Genomic DNA, 15877 nt, shown 5'->3' on the forward strand with positions numbered 1-15877 from the left:
GCGAGACGCCATCTTGAGGGGCGAGATGAAGTATGCCATCGTCCAACCATGTTGTCCCTCCCCGAATCTCACATCCTGGTCGGCGGCCGCTGGGTCGCCTCCTCCACCGGCGCCACACTGGACGTCTACGATCCGGCCACCTCCGAACGGATCGCCTCCGTCGGGTCTGCAGGCCCCGAAGACGTCGACCGCGCCGTCCGTGAAGCTGCTGCCGCCCAATACGAGTGGGCTCGCACGTCCCCGTCCGACCGTGGACGAGTACTGCGCGAGTGGGCCGCACTCGTGGCCCGGGACAGCGAAACCCTCGCGGAGACCGAAGCCCGCGACGTCGGTAAGCCGTTGTCCGACGCGCGACGTAACGTGTGGATCGCCCACGACATGCTCGTCTACTTCGCGGGAATGGCCGACAAGGTCACCGGCTCGACGCTGCCGTCACGCCTCGAGAGCAGCTTCGGCTTCACCCTTGCCGAACCACACGGTGTGTGCGCACTCGTCACCGCGTGGAACGTGCCGGCATTGCTCATGATGGCGGAGGCTGCACCCGCTCTGGCCGCGGGGAACGCACTGGTCATCAAACCGAGCGAGACTGCGCCACTGGTCGTGCTTGCCCTCGCGGCACTCGCCGTCGAAGCGGGGCTTCCGGGTGGGCTGATCAGCGTGCTCACCGGGTACGGTGCCGAAGCCGGCAGCCCGCTTGTGCGGCACCCGATGGTGGACCACGTCAGTTTCGTCGGCTCCACTGCGACCGGCCGCGCGGTGATGCGCGACGCCGCAGAGTCCCTCGTGCCCGTCAAACTCGAACTCGGGGGCAAGTCGCCCAACATCGTGTTCGCCGATGCCGATCTCGACAACGCCGTTCCGTTGCTGGCCGACTCGATCCTCGAGAACTCCGGTCAGAACTGCAATGCCGGATCGCGATTGCTCGTGCACGCCGACATCGCCGAAGAGGTGACCGCCCGCCTCGCGGCGCAGTTCGACTCGGTGAAGATAGGGCACTGGCACGAGGACCTCGACCTGGGGCCTGTCGCTACGGCGGCGCAACGCCTCAAGATCGAACGCCATGTGGAACAGGCTCTCGCTCACGGAGCTCGTCTCGTCACCGGGGGCGGCCGCCCGGACGGCGGACACTACGAGCGCGGATTCTTCGTCACACCTGTACTTCTCGATCGTGTCACCTCCGACATGGCGATCGTCCAGAACGAGGTCTTCGGGCCGGTCCTGACCGTGCAGTCGTTCCACGACACCGCAGAGGCCGTGGACCTCGCCAACTCGACCCAGTTCGGGTTACAGACGGGCATCTGGACGCGCGACGTGTCTCGGGCGATGAGGGTGGTCCGTGAGGTACGCAGTGGCCAGGTTTCGGTCAACGAGTCCTCGAATGTGGGTGTCATCGGACTGCCGTTCAACGTCACGAAAGCCAGCGGGTTCAACAGCGGTGGCGGCTATACCGCGATGCGCGAGTACACGAGCGAGAAGGCGGTCAGCATGCGCTTGAGCTCATGGTGACCTCCCGACCGACAGACGGCGCCCGGACGATCGATCCGGGCGCCGTTCGCATCAAGCCCAGGCCGGGAAGTCCTTCTTCCGGATGAGGCAGTGCACGCCTTTCACATCATCGACCACTTGGCTGACAACGAGATCCGCCGCGGCGCTGAGGTACAGGTATGCGACGGACTGGGGCACCTCCGCGACCTCACCGAGAATCCTGATCGCTTCGCGGACACACTTTTTCGCGGCCTCGTCCAGATCGCGATCCATGCCGATCGCAATCCAGTGTTCGTCTGTCTCACCGAACGGCCCGGTCAACGCGCCGACCGAGGCGAAAGCGGCGTCGGGCCGGAGAACCGTCAACCGCACGGTGGTACGCAACGAGGCCTCGAGCGCCGTGAGCGAGACCTCGCCGTTGCCCTGGGCGAAGTGCGGGTCGCCGGTGTAGAAACCCGCACCGTCGACCTGGACGGGCAGGTAGAGGGTCGACCCCCCGGAGAGATCCCGCACATCCATGTTCCCGCCGTGCACGCCAGGCGGAATGGTGTTGAGCGCTTCGGTGGTGTCGGGGGTGACTCCCGCAAGACCCATGAACGGGTCGATCGGAAACGTCGCACTGCCGGTGGCCCACCGCATTGTCGCGGCCCGCGCTCCGAGGTCGACACTGCAGTACTGGCTGATTCGCGGAACCGGTGTTCCGGTCTCGTCATCCACCGGGAGTTCGCCGGCGAGCGCACCGAGCCCATGCCGACTCGAAACCACGCCGTACGGCACTCGGGGCTGCAGGTCGAGGTACTCGACCTTGAGGATGTCGCCGGGACGTGCACCGTCGACGCGGATCGGGCCTGTCACAACATGCGGACCGTCGGGTCCGCGGGTGTGCACGACGTCGGATGCTGCGAGGTCGACGAGGTCGGTGAGCACGTCGGACGCCGAAACACCGTGCTCGGCGAAGTAGGCCCGCGGGTCGCGGCCCTGGTCCTCCATCAGGCCCTCGTGCGAGATGGTGTCGATCGTGACGGTTTGTCCCGAGGTCACGGTGAGCGCCGGTTTGCGATCGGGCGTGGGAAGCCTGCCCCACGTCAACGCGGCGCCCTCGGCCGGAAGATAGTGCTGTCCGGGGATCGGCCCGGTGTGTGGTTGCAGAATAGTCACGCGCATATGCCCTTTCGCTTCGACAACGACGAAACTTGTCGATGCCGACGCTAAAGAACGGTGGTTCCGCTTTCGTTACAAACGTGTTGAATTATGAAACGTTGTCTCGCATAGCTTGACGGGAGTCCGAATCGGTTCGAAGATTTCGGTAGGGCGTCGAACGCCCCCGATCAGGAAGGTGATTTCGTTGAATCAGGTCTCACAGCCCCGCCCCCTCGGACCGTCCGGCGTCGCATACGTCCGGCTCGCAGTACCGGACCTGACCGCGACCGTCGACTTCCTCGGCTATCAAGTGGGTCTCGCCCTGGAAGAGCACGATGAATCGCACGCGTACCTCCGTGCCGGCACCGAGCACCACTGCGTCGAACTCGTCCACGACCCGACATTGACGGCATTCCGATACGACGGCGTCGGGTACCACGTGGACGACGACAGCACCCTCGAGGCGATCGAACAACGCGTCCGCACCGCCGGGCATACGGTTCTTCCACTGAGCGACAGCATGAAAGGGCTGTGCCAGAAAGGGTTCGCGGTCGCCGACCCGAACGGTACGCTCGTCGAACTGTTCACAGGTTTCCTGGAGTACGCTGAGGAGCCTTGGCCCGACCTGCGCCCGAAGCAACTCGTCCATCCGTTCGTCGTCACCGACCGGTACGACGAAACGCTCGCGTTCTATATGGGCGTGCTCGGATTTCTGGCATCCGACTACGTCGAGGACTACACGGCCTTCCTGCGCTGCGAAGACCGGTACCACCACAGCCTCGCTGTGCGACGCGCCGACCGGTATGCGCTCGAGCATCTGTGCTTCATCATGGGCAACCTCGACGGCGTCATGCGACGGCGCGCACGCGCCCAGCACCGCAAGGTACGTATCCTCGGCGACGTAGTAAACCACTCGGCGTCAACCTCCATCGCCTTCTACCTGTACGACGAAAGGCACGGCCCCCGTTACGAACTGTGCGACGGGCATCGCATCTTCACACCCGAGGAGCACGAGACGCACCGCCCTCGGCGTCTCAAGAGGGATCCCCGCAACATCGACGTGTGGAGAGCCACTTCTGATGACCGCACCTGGGCGCACTGACCTCGCCGGTGCGCTCAGGGCGCTCACCGACAAGCACGCACCACACGGCGGCGAATCCGGTTCGGCCCACGCGGTCGCCACATGGGCCCGCGCGCGTTGGCCATCGCTCGCGTTCACGATCGACGACGGCAACATCGTGTGCAGTGTGGGCACCGGACCGACCCTGGTCCTCTACTCCCACCTCGACACGTCGCTCACCGGTGACCCGGCACGCGACTCCCCGGTCACCGGCCACGACCGGCCGGCGCCCACGGGTCTGACCGACGACGGAAACGAGTTCCGAGGATTCGGTCTGTCGGTCGCACGGGCCCCCGCCGCGGCCGCAATCGTGGGTTTCGCTGCCGCGGCGAAGCACGCTTCCGATACGGGGCGCCTCACCCTTCTACTCGCCCGGGGCGGCACCCACCGGGACGGTACCGGTGAGCACGGCGGAGGAGTCCGCAGTTATCTGGCACGGCACGGCATTCCCGAAGCCGCGATCATCGCGAAAGGGGGTGCCGAGGGAGTACTTCACGACGAGCCCGGCGCGGTTTACCTGCGGGTCCGGGTGAGCACGACACGCGGCGCAGTACTGTCCCGTGACCGGGCGACGCCCCCAGGCGGACTCGCGATACACGCCGGCGTGGTACTCGCCGCTGTCGAACGGTGGCGAACCGAGGTCGTGCTCGCGCCGGACAGCCGGGTCGGGCAGACCGCACGGGAAGCCGGCGTCGGCAGCGTCCGCTGCGGGGCAGTCGACAAACCCGACCTGCTGCCCGCCGTCCTGGATGTCCACATCTACCTGGTCACCGTGCCCGGTGACGATCCGACACGACTGACCGACGCGCTCCGCGGGATCCTTCGCCTCGACCTGGCCGACGGGCCCCTCGCGTCGTGCCGGATCGCGATCGACCGGGGACCGCACCAACCGGGCGGCTGCACGTCGGCGGGAGCGCCCGTCGTCGGCCTGGTGGGCCGGGCATGGACAATCCACACAGGCTCGCCGCCACCGCACATAGCGGGATGGACCGGGTCGACAGACGGTACGGTGTTCCGGGAATACGGCGTCGACACTGTGCGCACCGGACCGACCGCAATCGCGACCGGAGACGACCCGGACGTCGACGCGGTGAAGGTGACCGAGTTGCTGCGTTACGCGCAGATCTACGCCCACGCCGGTGCCGAATGGCTCACCGGCCACAACACGGAGGGACAGTAGCGGTGGCTGAGGACGACAAGGGCGCGCCTGCTATCCAGGCGGTCGAACGCGCAGCGACAATCCTCGGTTCGTTCACCGGGGCGCGCCCACGGTTGACGCTCAACGAGATCACGGCGGTGCTCGGCACGAGCAAGGCGACCGCACATCGGTACACCAAGGCGCTGCGCGCGGCGAACCTGCTGCGCTTCGATCCCGCCGAAAGCGTCTATACCCTCGGCCCACAGGTCCTCGCGCTTGCCGCGGCGGCACGCTCGGGGTTGCCGGTGGTCCGCATCGCCGAACCGTTCATGGAATCGCTCCTGCGCGAAGTCCAGGAAACCGTTGTCTTGTCGGTGTGGGACGGGGAAAGCCCGATCGTCGTGGCGGCCACCGACCGCACCGACGCGGTCGCGCGCATCACCGTCAGCGTAGGGGCGCGCCTGTCGCCGACGGCGTCGGCCCAGGGCCGGGTTTTCTGCGCATTCTTGCCGTCGGACGAGGTCCCCATGCTGCGCCGGGAGATCCGTACCAATCCCGACTTCGCCAGCGAACTCGAGTCGATTCGGGAGACTCGCGTGTCGGTGAAATCTCCTGTTGTCAACGGCATCCGAACTCTCGCGGCGCCCGTGTTCCAGGGCGGTCGCGTCGTTGCCACGCTCGCAGTACTGTCCATTGCTGCCCCCGGAGAGTCCGATACCGAGCAACAGGCGAATGCCCTCGTCAAGTCGGCGGAGAACCTGTCGGCCGAACTCGGGCGGGTCTGAGCACCTTCCGGTGAGGCCGCCCGAGTCCGGCGTGCCTCACCGGTCGGAGGAATGCCCGGGAGTCGTCGACAGAGCCGGGTTCACCAGCGGAGCAAGATTGTTCACTGCCGCGGCCGCTTCTCCGAAACCGACGCTCATCAACCGCACCTTCCCTGGATATTCGCTGATGTCGCCCGCGGCATAGACGCGGGGCAGGGAGGTCTGCTGATATCGATTGACGACGATCCGTCGTTTGTCCTGTTCGAGACCCCACGAGTCGAGGGGTCCGAGATCGGCGATGAAGCCGAGCGCGGCCACGACAGCGCCGGCGGCGAGCGTGACCGGCTCGTCCCCGCGGGCACGTACGGTCACCGACTCGACACGGTTCTCTCCGCCGATTGCGACCACCTCGTGGGGTGTCAGAACTCTCACACCCGAATTCCCCAGTGCCGCAACCGAACGCTCGTGTGCGCGGAACACCGGGCGACGGTGCACCAGAGTCACCGATGCGGCCACCTGCTCGAGGGCAAGAGCCCAATCGACCGCCGAGTCACCGCCGCCCACTACGACCACATCCTCGCCCGCAAGTTCGTCGAGCCTGGGAACGAAGTAGCGCAGGCCGCGTCCGAGGTAATCGTTACCCACGGGAAGCTCACGGGGAACGAAGCTTCCGACGCCACCGGTGATCAGGAGTGCGGCGGCCTCGATGCGGGCGCCGAGGTCGGTCTCGACGGTGATCCCACAGTCACGGGTTTCGAGTTTTGCGGCGGTGTGCCCGAGCATGAGTACGGGTTGTGCTTGCAGTGCCTGCTCGCGCAACCCGTCGACGAGCTCCTGGCCCTTGACCGCGGTAAACCCGGCTATGTCGTACACGAGCTTCTCGGGATACAGCGCGGCTACCTGCCCCCCCACTTGAGGGAGTGAATCTACCAGCGCCACACGCATTCCCCTGAAGCCCGCGTAGTAGGTTGCGTAGAGCCCGGCGGGGCCGGCGCCGAGGACGAGCAGGTCGACTACCGTGGTACCTGTCATTTCCCGGCTTCCCGGACGTCTCCTGACCGATCCCACGCGGTGACAGCCGGGTGGTCGACGCCGGTAGCGCCGACCTTCCTTGCGCCGCCGGGAGATCCGAGCGAGGCGAAGAACTCTGCGTTGACTGCCACGAACCCCTGACGTTCCTCAGGGACGTCCTCTTCGTGGAAGATCGACATGACCGGGCATGCGGGCTCGCAACGCCCGCAGTCAACGCATTCGTCAGGATGGATGTACATCATCCTGTCGCCTTCATAGATGCAATCGACAGGGCACTCTTCCATACACGACTTGTCGGTCTCGTCGATGCAGCTCTCGGTGATGACGTAGGCCATCTCTCATCCTCATCTCATATGTCGGATCGGAGTGTCGTATTACGAGATAGCATCTCCAGTCCTAGTTCAGCTGTCAATCGCGACAGCGCCCCTCCCCGCGGGATTTCACGAAGTCGTAACCACCCGGGCGATATCACGCATCCCACGCGCCGGTCGCGACCGTGTTTCACTTCGTCTGATCCGGAGGACGCGTGTGGAGGCAGGCGCATCCGCGCATGGCCAAGATCCATTGCCCCGAAGTGTCCACCCGCCGAGGACCCGGGACGGATCCTGAAGATCGAGCGATTTCGCGTATCGACGCTTCGAACAGGACAAGGGATGACTGTGGCGAGAGGCTCAGCGGCGGTACCGTGAACTAGATCATAGCTCGAGCGACGGGCCTCATTGATCCACCGACTAGCGGGTGGTTTTCGGGCGTACTGGCAGACGGTCCATCCACAGATCATTTCGACGACATATTGCTGCTCGGCGTCGGCGAACACCCGGCACGCCGCGCCACGCTCGAGACAGGGGCAGCGGGTCACGGTGGCGTGCCGCGCGACGAACACGGGCCCCGCGGTATGGAGTCTGCCGCCCGTCGTTTCGCGACTCGCCGGTGCGAGCCTTCGTCGGCTCAGCTCATGCGCATGCTTGCGGACTGTGACGATGCCTCGCAGGTCCGCGACCGCCCGATCTTCCGGAGGCCGACGGGTTGGGTTCGTTGCCCCCCCGATGTTCGACGAACGTGCGGCACGCGAGCAGGACCGGGTGGCAATTCCGTACGGACGCCGAGGTGCTGACGCCAGCGCCCGCTGCGAGCACTTCCTGACCACACCTCGGCGCTTGCCGGTCGTTACCAGGTGCCCATATCGCCGCAGCAGTCGAGCGCGGTCAGCGTCTCCCGTACTGCCGAACGAGCGGCTTACGCTGGCAGGAGGGGCAGAAATGGCTCGATCGGTTCATGAACGATTCCCGTTCGATGGGGGTGCCACAACGGCGGCACGGCATCCCTTCCCGGCCGTACACGTCAAGCGCCCGCTCGAAGTAGCCGGACTCGCCGTTGACATTCACGTACAGAGCGTCGAAGGACGTTCCACCTTGATCGAGCGCCTCCCCCATCACCTCTCGCGCCGCCGCGAGGACCGCTTTCAGTTTCGGTCCGGACAGGCTGTCGGTGAGGCGGTTGCCATGGATCTTGGCGCGCCACAGCGCTTCGTCGGCGTAGATGTTCCCGATGCCGGACACCACCGTTTGGTCGAGCAGTGCTCGTTTGATCTCGGTGTGCTTGCCGCGCAACACCTTTACGACCGCATCAGGGTCGAACCGCGGATCCATGGGGTCGCGCGCGATGTGCGCGACCGGCAGCGGGAGGCGTGCTCCGTCGACGTCGAGGAGCGGCGCGAGCGCCCATCCCCCGAACGTCCGCTGGTCGACGAAGCGCAGTTCTGCCCCGTTGTCGAGGACAGCCCGGATGCGTAAATGCTTCTCCTGGGGCACCGTCGGGGGTTGCACGAGCATCTGACCGCTCATCCCGAGGTGTACGACGAGTGCCATGTCACCGGGCTCGAGCACGAGCCACATGTACTTGCCGCGCCGCTCCGCTGCGGTGATGTGCTGCCCGGTCAGTTGCAGCGCGAGATCACGCGGTCCCGGTTCGTGCCGGCGCACCGCGCGCGGATGCAGAACCTGAACGGACTCGATGGTCGCGCCGAGGATGTGCGCCTCGAGACCCCGACGGACCACTTCCACCTCGGGGAGTTCGGGCACGTGCTCAGGCGTCCTCGGAAGAAGCGTCCGTCTCTGCGGTCTCGCCGGCGGACTGATCGGAGAGCGCCTGCCACGCCGTGGCTGCCGCCTTCTGCTCTGCTTCCTTCTTGGTCCGGCCTATGCCGACACCGAGTGGAGTACCGCCGATGATCGCGGTGGCGGTGAATTCCTTGTCGTGATCGGGCCCGGTCGCGGTGATCTCGTACACCGGAACACCGAGGCCCCGCTCCGCAGTGAGTTCCTGCAGGCTCGTCTTCCAGTCGAGACCGGCGCCCAGGCGCGGGCCGCGCTCGAGGAGATCACTGAACAGACGCAGTACCACCTCGCGGGCCACGTCGATGCCGTGCTGCAGATGCACGGCGCCGAGCAGGGATTCCATGCCGTCGGCAAGAATGCTGGCCTTGTCCTTGCCTCCGGTGAGTTCTTCACCCTTACCGAGAAGCAGGTGTGCGCCGAGTCCGCCGGGGCCGAGCTTGCGCGCGACCTCCGCGAGAGCGTGCATGTTGACGACGCTCGCACGGATCTTCGCGAGCTCACCCTCGGACTTGTCCGGGTGGGTCAGATAGAGCTTTTCCGTGACGGCGAGTCCGAGGACCGCGTCGCCGAGAAACTCGAGACGTTCGTTGGTGGGAAGACCGCCGTTCTCGTACGCGTACGAGCGGTGCGTCAACGCCAGGATCAATAATTCGGGTTCCAAAGTCACGCCGAGGGCGACGAGGAGAGGTGTGTACTGCTCCTCGTCGCCCACGGGTGGTGTATTGGTCGACTTGCTCGTCACGTGAATACCGTTACTAGACGGGCGCGGTCACCTGACGGCCGTTGTACGTACCGCACGACGGGCACGCCACGTGGGGCAGCTTCTTCTCGCCGCAGCCACGGTTCGGGCAGGTAACGAGCGTCGGCGCAGTGGTGTTCCACTGGCTGCGCCGCGACCGGGTATTGGAACGCGACATTCTGCGCTTGGGGACGGCCACGTCTACTTCTCCTCGTTGTTCATGCTGACGATTTCACTGCTGGATTTTTCGGAGCCTGCACCGAACTTGGCTGCCAACCCAGCCCAGCGAGGATCCATTATCTCATGCCCGTGCCCGGATTCCGCAATCGCCAGGCGAATGCCGCATTCGGGACACAAGCCCGCACAGTCGTCGCTGCACAGCGGCTGGAGCGGAAGCTCCAGACCCACGGCATCGACGAGGACGGGTTCGAGGTCGATCAGGTCGTCTTCGACCCGGTAGACCTCATCTTCGGCGGAAGTCTGATCCGTGACGCTGTTCGGGTAGGCGAACAACTCGGTGAGAAACAGATCGACAGGTTCGGTGAACTGCTCGAGACAACGCGAGCACTCACCGACAGCCTCGGATCGAACTGTACCCGTGACCAGAACACCTTCGGACACCGCCTCCATCCGAAGATCGAGTGCGATATCGGTTCCTGGCTCGATCGCGATCAGATCGAGCCCGATCCGAGAGGGAGACGGAACGACGCGCTCTACCGTACGCATGGAGCCTGGGCGCCTGCCCAGGGAGAGCGTATCCAGAACCAGACCGCCCTCTCGATCGCGACGAGACGCGTTGGTATGGCGGGAGGACACGAAAACTCACTTTCGGATAGACGGCACTGCCAAGTGATTGGGCAACCGTTCTATAATACGCGATCACGCCCCCGGCAGGAAACCGTCGGATACTCCGGCTCGCTGCGTCGGTCAGCGCCGGCGTACAGCGCGATGATCGGCTTCCGCGTAGTCGGGAACGCCGGAGGTACGCAACTGCTGACGTCCGCGGCCTACCGACCGCAGCGTGCCTCCGAGGAGTTCCTCGAACTCCGCGAGCTTGCTGTCGATGTATTCGTCGCATTCGGTGCGCAACCGGTCCGACTCGGCGTGGGCGGAGTCGATGACCCGGGCCGACTCCGCGTGCGCGGCCTGCACCACTTCGGTCTGCGACACCAGGCGTGCCTTCTCCGCCTCACCGTCGGCCACCGACCGCTCGTACGAGGCCTGCCCGGCCTCGGCCAGACGTTCGGCGTCGGCGCGTGCCCTGCCGGTGAGAAGTTCGTACTGCTGCTTGCCGTCGGTGATGAGATCGTCCGCTTCGACCCGCGCGTCCTGCACCAGTTCGTCGGCGTGCGCACGCGCCTCCCCGACCATGCGATCGGCCTGCGCCTTCGCGTCCGCGAGCATCCGGTCGGCGTCGGCGCGCGCGTTCTCGAGGAGCGCGCGGGCCTCCTCGTCGGCGTCTCCGACGGTCTTGTCGGCTTGCGCACGCGCGTCGTCGATCAGCTTGTCGCGATGGTCGAGGACGTCCTGTGCGTCGTCGAGTTCGGGCGGCAGTGCGTCGCGGACGTCGTCGAGAAGCTCGAGTACGTCACCGCGGGGAACCACACAGCTCGCGGTCATCGGGACGCTGCGCGCCTCTTCGACGATCGCGACCAGTTCGTCGAGTGCCTCGAATACCCGGTACACGTTCTACCCCAATCACTCGCTTCACCCGGCCGCTGCGACCGTGCCGCATCCAGTCTGCCGCAGCGCGGCCCCAGCAGGTGTTCCCCGCGCCGGTGTGTCGAGAAACCGCGAGAAACCGGAGAGAGTGTGAGAAGTCTCGCTCAGCGGCCGCCGTTGCGGGCAGCGGCCCGTTCCGCGATGCGGGCGAGCAGCCGTTCGTGGACGGCCGCGGGCAGCATGTCGTGCACGTCTCCCCCGTACGTCGCGACCTCTTTGACCAGTGAACTGGAGAGGTAACCGAATGCGGGATTGGTCGCTACGAACAGGGTGTCGACACCGGTGAGCTTGTGGTTCATCTGGGCCATCTGCAACTCGTAGTCGAAGTCGTTGGCGCCGCGCAGGCCTTTGACGATCGCGGAGATGTCGTTCGCCTTCGCGTAGTCGACGAGAAGGCCCTGCCACGAATCGACGGTCACGTTCCCCAGATGCGATGTCGCTTCGGCGAGCATGTCGAGTCGCTCCGGAACGGTGAACATCCCCTGCTTGTTCGGGTTGATCACCACCGTCACCACGACCTCGTCGAACTGGAGGGAAGTCCGTCCGATGACGTCGAGGTGCCCGTTGGTCACCGGGTCGAAGGATCCTGGGCAGACCGCGCGGCTCATGACCCAGCACCGTAGCAGGTAGCGATTTCGATCCTGCTCTCCCCATATCTACGTGTACGTCCCGGCTCGAATGCGTCCGGCCACACCGTTTCCGGTGATCGTGACGACCGCTCGAGCACCACGACGGAGTCCTCCCCTACCCAGCCGCCGGCAAGGAGCGCGTCCAGTATCGCCGCGATCTGCTGCTCGTCCACGGCGTAGGGCGGGTCGGCGAGCACGAGGTCGTACACCCGGTCGGCGGGAGCGGCGAGCACCGCCGCCACCGGTGCCGTGCGCAAGACGGCTCCCGGCACCCGCACGGTCGCGATGTTCTCCCGGATCACCGCGGCCGCTTTCGCATCCGATTCGACGAGCAGGGCATGAGCAGCGCCCCTCGACAGTGCTTCGAGGCCGAGTGCGCCCGACCCGGCAAACAGGTCCAGGACCGCGGCGCCGTCGAGGTCCATTCGTGCTTCGAGCGAACTGAAGAGCGCCTCGCGCACCCGCTCCGAGGTAGGCCGGGTCCCGCGGGGCGGCACCTTCAGGCGCCGCCCCCCGGCCGTCCCGGCAACGATGCGTGTCACTCGGCGCTGTCCGCGGTGGACACCTCCACGAGGAGGTCGCCGCCTTCGACCTGCTGCACAGGACCGATCGCGACCCGCGCGACGCGGCCTCCGCGAGGAGCGGTGATCGCCGCTTCCATCTTCATCGCCTCGATGGTCGCGACGGTGTCGCCGGCCGAGACGGTCTGGCCTTCGGAGACCACCAGGGTCACCATTCCGGCGAACGGCGCCGCGACGTGGCCCGGGTGGTTCCGGTCGGCCTTCTCCGCCGCGGGCACCTCGGACGCGACGGAGCGGTCACGCACCGCCACCGGGCGCAACTGCCCGTTGAGAATGCACATCACCGTGCGGAAACCGCGCTCGTCGGCGTCCGAGATCGCCTCGAGGCCGATGAGCAGTTCGACGCCCTTGTCCAGGCGCACCCGGTGTTCGTCACTCTGCCGGAGCCCGTAGAAGAACTGGTTGGCGGACAGCTCTGTGGTGTCCCCGTACTGCTCGCGGTGGTTCTCGAAGTCCTTGGCGGGGCCGGGGAACAGCAGCCGGTTGAGCGTGCGCCGGCGTTCGGACGACGACGCGACCAGGCCTTTTTCTTCGTCCGCGGTCAGCTGCTTTTCCGGCTTCGCGTCGGCACGGCCGGCCAGCGCCTTGCTGCGGAACGGCTCGGGCCATCCGCCCGCCGGCGTGCCCAGGTCGCCGCGCAGGAATCCGATCACCGAATCCGGGATGTCGAACTTGCCCGGGTCCGCCGCGAACTCGTCGACCGACACGCCCGCACCGACGAGGTGCAGCGCGAGGTCGCCGACCACCTTCGACGACGGTGTGACCTTGATGAGCCGCCCGAGCAGGCGGTCGGCTCCGGCGTACGCCGCCTCGACGTCTTCGAAGCGGTCGCCGAGACCCAGTGCGATGGCCTGCTGACGCAGGTTCGACAGCTGACCACCCGGAATCTCGTGGGTGTAGACGCGACCGGTCGGAGCCGGAAGGCCCGACTCGAACGGCTTGTAGACCTTGCGCAGCGCCTCCCAGTACGGCTCGAGGTCGCACACGGCCTGCAGATCCAGGCCTGTGTCGAACTCGCTGTTCGCCGCTGCGGCCACGATCGCCGACAACGCCGGCTGGCTCGTCGTTCCGGCCAACGCCGCCGACGCACCGTCGACCGCGTCGGCACCCGCGTGCCACGCCGCGAGGTAGGTCGCCAGCTGGCCACCCGGGGTGTCGTGGGTGTGCACATGCACCGGGAGGTCGAAATTCTTGCGCAATGCCGACACGAGAGTGGCCGCGGCGGGTGCGCGCAGAAGTCCGGCCATGTCCTTGATGGCGAGCACATGCGCGCCGGCCTCGACGATCTGCTCGGCCAGCTTCAGGTAGTAGTCGAGGGTGTAGATCGTCTCGTTCGGGTTCGACAGATCACCGGTGTATGAGAGGGCGACCTCGGCGATCGTCGTGCCGGTCTCCCGGACCGCGTCGATCGCGGGCCGCATCTGATCGACATTGTTGAGTGCGTCGAAGATGCGGAAGATGTCGATGCCCGTGGCCGCGGCTTCCTGCACGAAGGCACGGGTCACGGCCTCGGGGTACGGGGTGTAGCCGACGGTGTTGCGGCCCCGCAGGAGCATCTGGAGATTGATGTTCGGGATCGCTTCGCGCAGTGCGGCGAGCCGTTCCCACGGATCCTCGTGCAGGAAGCGCAGTGCCACGTCGTAGGTCGCGCCGCCCCAGGCCTCGATCGAGAGCAGTTCGGGCGTCATGCGGGCGACGTGCCCGGCGACGGTGAGCAGGTCCTTGCTGCGGACCCGCGTCGCGAGCAGCGACTGGTGCGCATCGCGGAAGGTGGTGTCGGTGACGCCGACCGCCTTCTGCTCGCGCAGGGCGCGTGCGAACCCCTCGGGGCCGAGTTCGAGAAGCCGTTGCCGCGAGCCTGCCGGCGGCGGGGTGCTCAGATCGATGTCCGGCAGCTTGTCGTGCGGGTAAACCGTCGTCGGCCGCTCGCCGTGCGGTTTGTTGACCGTGACGTCGGCCAGGTAGGTGAGGATTTTCGTTCCGCGGTCCGCCGACGAGCGCAGCGTCAGAAGCTGCGGGCGCTGCTCGATGAACGAGGTGTTGACGCGCCCGGCCCGGAAGTCCTCGTCGACGAGGACGGCCTGGAGGAACGGGATGTTGGTGGAGACTCCGCGGATACGGAACTCGGCGACCGCGCGGCGTGCACGCGCCACCGCCGCGTCGAAGTCGCGGCCGCGGCAGGTGAGCTTGACGAGCATGGAGTCGAAGTGCGCCGAGATCTCGGCACCCACCGAGGTGCCACCGTCGAGGCGGATACCTGCACCGCCGGGAGTCCGGTAGCCGGTGATGCGTCCGGTATCGGGCCGGAACCCGTTGGCGGGATCCTCCGTCGTGATGCGGCACTGCAGCGCGGCACCGCGGATGGTGATCTTGTCCTGGCTCAGCCCCAGGTCCTCGAGCGATTCGCCGGCTGCGATGCGCAGCTGTGCCTGGACGAGGTCGACGTCGGTGATCTCCTCGGTGACCGTGTGCTCGACCTGGATGCGCGGGTTCATCTCGATGAACACGTGGTTGCCGCGCTCGTCGACGAGGAATTCGACCGTGCCGGCGCACTGGTAACCGATCTCCCGTGCGAACGCGACCGCGTCCGCGCAGATGCGATCGCGGAGGGCGGGGTCGAGGTTCGGCGCGGGCGCCAACTCGATCACCTTCTGGTGGCGGCGCTGAAGCGAGCAGTCGCGCTCGTAGAGATGGATGACGTTGCCGTAGTTGTCGGCGAGGATCTGCACCTCGATGTGCCGGGGGTTGACCACGGCCTGCTCGAGGAACACGGTCGGATCGCCGAAGGCGGCGTCGGCTTCACGCGACGCGGCTTCGATGGACTCCCGCAACTGATCGGGCTCGGCGACGCGGCGCATGCCTCGTCCGCCACCGCCGGCGACGGCCTTGACGAAGATCGGGAAATGCATGTTCTCGGACGCGGCCACCAGAGCGTCGACGTCGGCGGAGGGTTCCGACGACGCCAGCACCGGCAGACCGGCGGCTTTCGCCGCTGCGATCGCGCGCGCCTTGTTTCCGGTCAGCTCGAGGATCTCGGCGGGCGGGCCGACGAAGGTGATGCCGGCGTTCGCGCATGCCGCTGCCAGTTCGGGGTTCTCCGAGAGGAAGCCGTAACCGGGATAGATCGCGTCGGCCCCGGCGGACACGGCGGCGTCGACGATCCGGTCCACGGACAGGTACGTCCGGACGGGATGACCTTCCTCACCGATCTGGTACGCCTCGTCCGCTTTCAGGCGGTGGAGCGAGTTGCGGTCTTCGTACGGGAACACCGCGACAGTTCCGGCGCCCAGTTCGTAGGCGGCACGGAACGCCCGGATCGCGATCTCGCCACGGTTGGCGACAAGCACTTTGGAGAACATTGGACGACGGTACCGCGACGTAACAATCGAATCGCTGCCCCGGTTCCATAT

16 protein-coding genes are annotated in these 15877 nt (G+C 66.5%); 4 read left to right on the forward strand and 12 right to left on the reverse strand.

Annotation, left to right across the window (positions count from 1 at the left end; all coding sequences use genetic code 11):
- The first annotated feature begins 48 nt into the window (after positions 1 to 48).
- Positions 49 to 1506: an aldehyde dehydrogenase family protein gene (locus tag ACFWBU_RS07100; RefSeq protein WP_378527906.1), complete on the forward strand. Its 1458-nt coding sequence runs from the start codon at positions 49 to 51 to the stop codon at positions 1504 to 1506.
- Positions 1507 to 1557: 51 nt separating this feature from the next.
- On the opposite strand, the gene ACFWBU_RS07105 is transcribed toward ACFWBU_RS07100, so the two are convergent.
- On the reverse strand, positions 1558 to 2649 hold the full coding sequence (locus ACFWBU_RS07105; RefSeq protein ID WP_378527907.1) for an acetamidase/formamidase family protein: 1092 nt from the start codon (positions 2647 to 2649) through the stop codon (positions 1558 to 1560).
- Between the two features lie 181 nt (positions 2650 to 2830).
- Between ACFWBU_RS07105 and ACFWBU_RS07110 the strand changes: the two genes are divergently transcribed.
- Genes ACFWBU_RS07110 through ACFWBU_RS07120 form a run of 3 tightly spaced genes read left to right on the forward strand, consistent with a single transcriptional unit; the run spans position 2831 to position 5668 of the window.
- Positions 2831 to 3727, forward strand: coding sequence for a VOC family protein (locus tag ACFWBU_RS07110; protein ID WP_378527908.1), 897 nt, complete (start codon positions 2831 to 2833; stop codon positions 3725 to 3727).
- On the forward strand, positions 3705 to 4925 hold the full coding sequence (locus tag ACFWBU_RS07115) for a hypothetical protein (RefSeq protein WP_378527909.1): 1221 nt from the start codon (positions 3705 to 3707) through the stop codon (positions 4923 to 4925). Before ACFWBU_RS07110 ends, ACFWBU_RS07115 begins: the two co-directional genes overlap by 23 nt.
- Before the next feature lie 2 nt (positions 4926 to 4927).
- Positions 4928 to 5668, forward strand: coding sequence for an IclR family transcriptional regulator (locus tag ACFWBU_RS07120; RefSeq protein WP_378527910.1), 741 nt, complete (start codon positions 4928 to 4930; stop codon positions 5666 to 5668).
- 36 nt (positions 5669 to 5704) lie between these two features.
- Here ACFWBU_RS07120 and ACFWBU_RS07125 read toward each other — a convergent pair whose 3' ends face one another.
- From ACFWBU_RS07125 to ACFWBU_RS07175, 11 genes are all read right to left on the reverse strand, one after another.
- Complete coding sequence (locus ACFWBU_RS07125; protein WP_378527911.1) at positions 5705 to 6679, reverse strand: NAD(P)/FAD-dependent oxidoreductase; 975 nt, start codon at positions 6677 to 6679, stop codon at positions 5705 to 5707.
- The gene (fdxA, locus tag ACFWBU_RS07130) at positions 6676 to 7014 is read right to left on the reverse strand and encodes a ferredoxin (RefSeq protein ID WP_378527912.1); all 339 of its coding nucleotides are present in this window, start codon (positions 7012 to 7014) and stop codon (positions 6676 to 6678) included. Before fdxA ends, ACFWBU_RS07125 begins: the two co-directional genes overlap by 4 nt.
- Before the next feature lie 14 nt (positions 7015 to 7028).
- Positions 7029 to 7826: a DUF4186 family protein gene (locus ACFWBU_RS07135; RefSeq protein WP_378527913.1), complete on the reverse strand. Its 798-nt coding sequence runs from the start codon at positions 7824 to 7826 to the stop codon at positions 7029 to 7031.
- A gap of 58 nt (positions 7827 to 7884) precedes the next feature.
- Positions 7885 to 8760, reverse strand: coding sequence for a bifunctional DNA-formamidopyrimidine glycosylase/DNA-(apurinic or apyrimidinic site) lyase (mutM, locus tag ACFWBU_RS07140; protein WP_378527914.1), 876 nt, complete (start codon positions 8758 to 8760; stop codon positions 7885 to 7887).
- Between the two features lie 4 nt (positions 8761 to 8764).
- Positions 8765 to 9538: a ribonuclease III gene (gene rnc, locus ACFWBU_RS07145; protein ID WP_169620525.1), complete on the reverse strand. Its 774-nt coding sequence runs from the start codon at positions 9536 to 9538 to the stop codon at positions 8765 to 8767.
- Positions 9539 to 9551: 13 nt separating this feature from the next.
- Entirely contained in the window at positions 9552 to 9734 is a 183-nt protein-coding gene (rpmF, locus tag ACFWBU_RS07150) for a 50S ribosomal protein L32 (RefSeq protein ID WP_006551208.1), read from the reverse strand.
- A 2-nt stretch (positions 9735 to 9736) separates the two neighbouring features.
- Positions 9737 to 10261, reverse strand: coding sequence for a DUF177 domain-containing protein (locus ACFWBU_RS07155; RefSeq protein WP_240952119.1), 525 nt, complete (start codon positions 10259 to 10261; stop codon positions 9737 to 9739).
- A gap of 201 nt (positions 10262 to 10462) precedes the next feature.
- Positions 10463 to 11221, reverse strand: coding sequence for a DivIVA domain-containing protein (locus ACFWBU_RS07160; protein ID WP_169620523.1), 759 nt, complete (start codon positions 11219 to 11221; stop codon positions 10463 to 10465).
- 140 nt (positions 11222 to 11361) lie between these two features.
- Positions 11362 to 11865 (reverse strand): pantetheine-phosphate adenylyltransferase, encoded by a 504-nt coding sequence (coaD, locus tag ACFWBU_RS07165; RefSeq protein ID WP_169620522.1) that lies wholly within the window; start codon positions 11863 to 11865, stop codon positions 11362 to 11364.
- The gene (gene rsmD, locus ACFWBU_RS07170; RefSeq protein WP_378527915.1) at positions 11862 to 12428 is read right to left on the reverse strand and encodes a 16S rRNA (guanine(966)-N(2))-methyltransferase RsmD; all 567 of its coding nucleotides are present in this window, start codon (positions 12426 to 12428) and stop codon (positions 11862 to 11864) included. Before rsmD ends, coaD begins: the two co-directional genes overlap by 4 nt.
- Positions 12425 to 15826, reverse strand: coding sequence for a pyruvate carboxylase (locus ACFWBU_RS07175; RefSeq protein ID WP_296550951.1), 3402 nt, complete (start codon positions 15824 to 15826; stop codon positions 12425 to 12427). Before ACFWBU_RS07175 ends, rsmD begins: the two co-directional genes overlap by 4 nt.
- Positions 15827 to 15877 lie beyond the last annotated feature (51 nt).

This window comes from Rhodococcus sp. NPDC060084, from assembly GCF_042730335.1.
In the GTDB taxonomy this organism is placed as follows: domain Bacteria; phylum Actinomycetota; class Actinomycetes; order Mycobacteriales; family Mycobacteriaceae; genus Rhodococcus.

Excerpts from the sequence above, each read along its gene's own strand:
- fdxA (WP_378527912.1), bottom strand. The coding sequence starts at position 7,014 with ATGGCCTACGTCATCACCGAGAGCTGCATCGACGAGACCGACAAGTCG.
- ACFWBU_RS07155 (WP_240952119.1), bottom strand. The coding sequence starts at position 10,261 with ATGCGTACGGTAGAGCGCGTCGTTCCGTCTCCCTCTCGGATCGGGCTC.
- ACFWBU_RS07105 (WP_378527907.1), bottom strand. The coding sequence starts at position 2,649 with ATGCGCGTGACTATTCTGCAACCACACACCGGGCCGATCCCCGGACAG.
- coaD (WP_169620522.1), bottom strand. The coding sequence starts at position 11,865 with ATGAGCCGCGCGGTCTGCCCAGGATCCTTCGACCCGGTGACCAACGGG.
- ACFWBU_RS07175 (WP_296550951.1), bottom strand. The coding sequence starts at position 15,826 with ATGTTCTCCAAAGTGCTTGTCGCCAACCGTGGCGAGATCGCGATCCGG.
- ACFWBU_RS07125 (WP_378527911.1), bottom strand. The coding sequence starts at position 6,679 with ATGACAGGTACCACGGTAGTCGACCTGCTCGTCCTCGGCGCCGGCCCC.
- ACFWBU_RS07100 (WP_378527906.1), top strand. The coding sequence starts at position 49 with ATGTTGTCCCTCCCCGAATCTCACATCCTGGTCGGCGGCCGCTGGGTC.
- ACFWBU_RS07115 (WP_378527909.1), top strand. The coding sequence starts at position 3,705 with ATGACCGCACCTGGGCGCACTGACCTCGCCGGTGCGCTCAGGGCGCTC.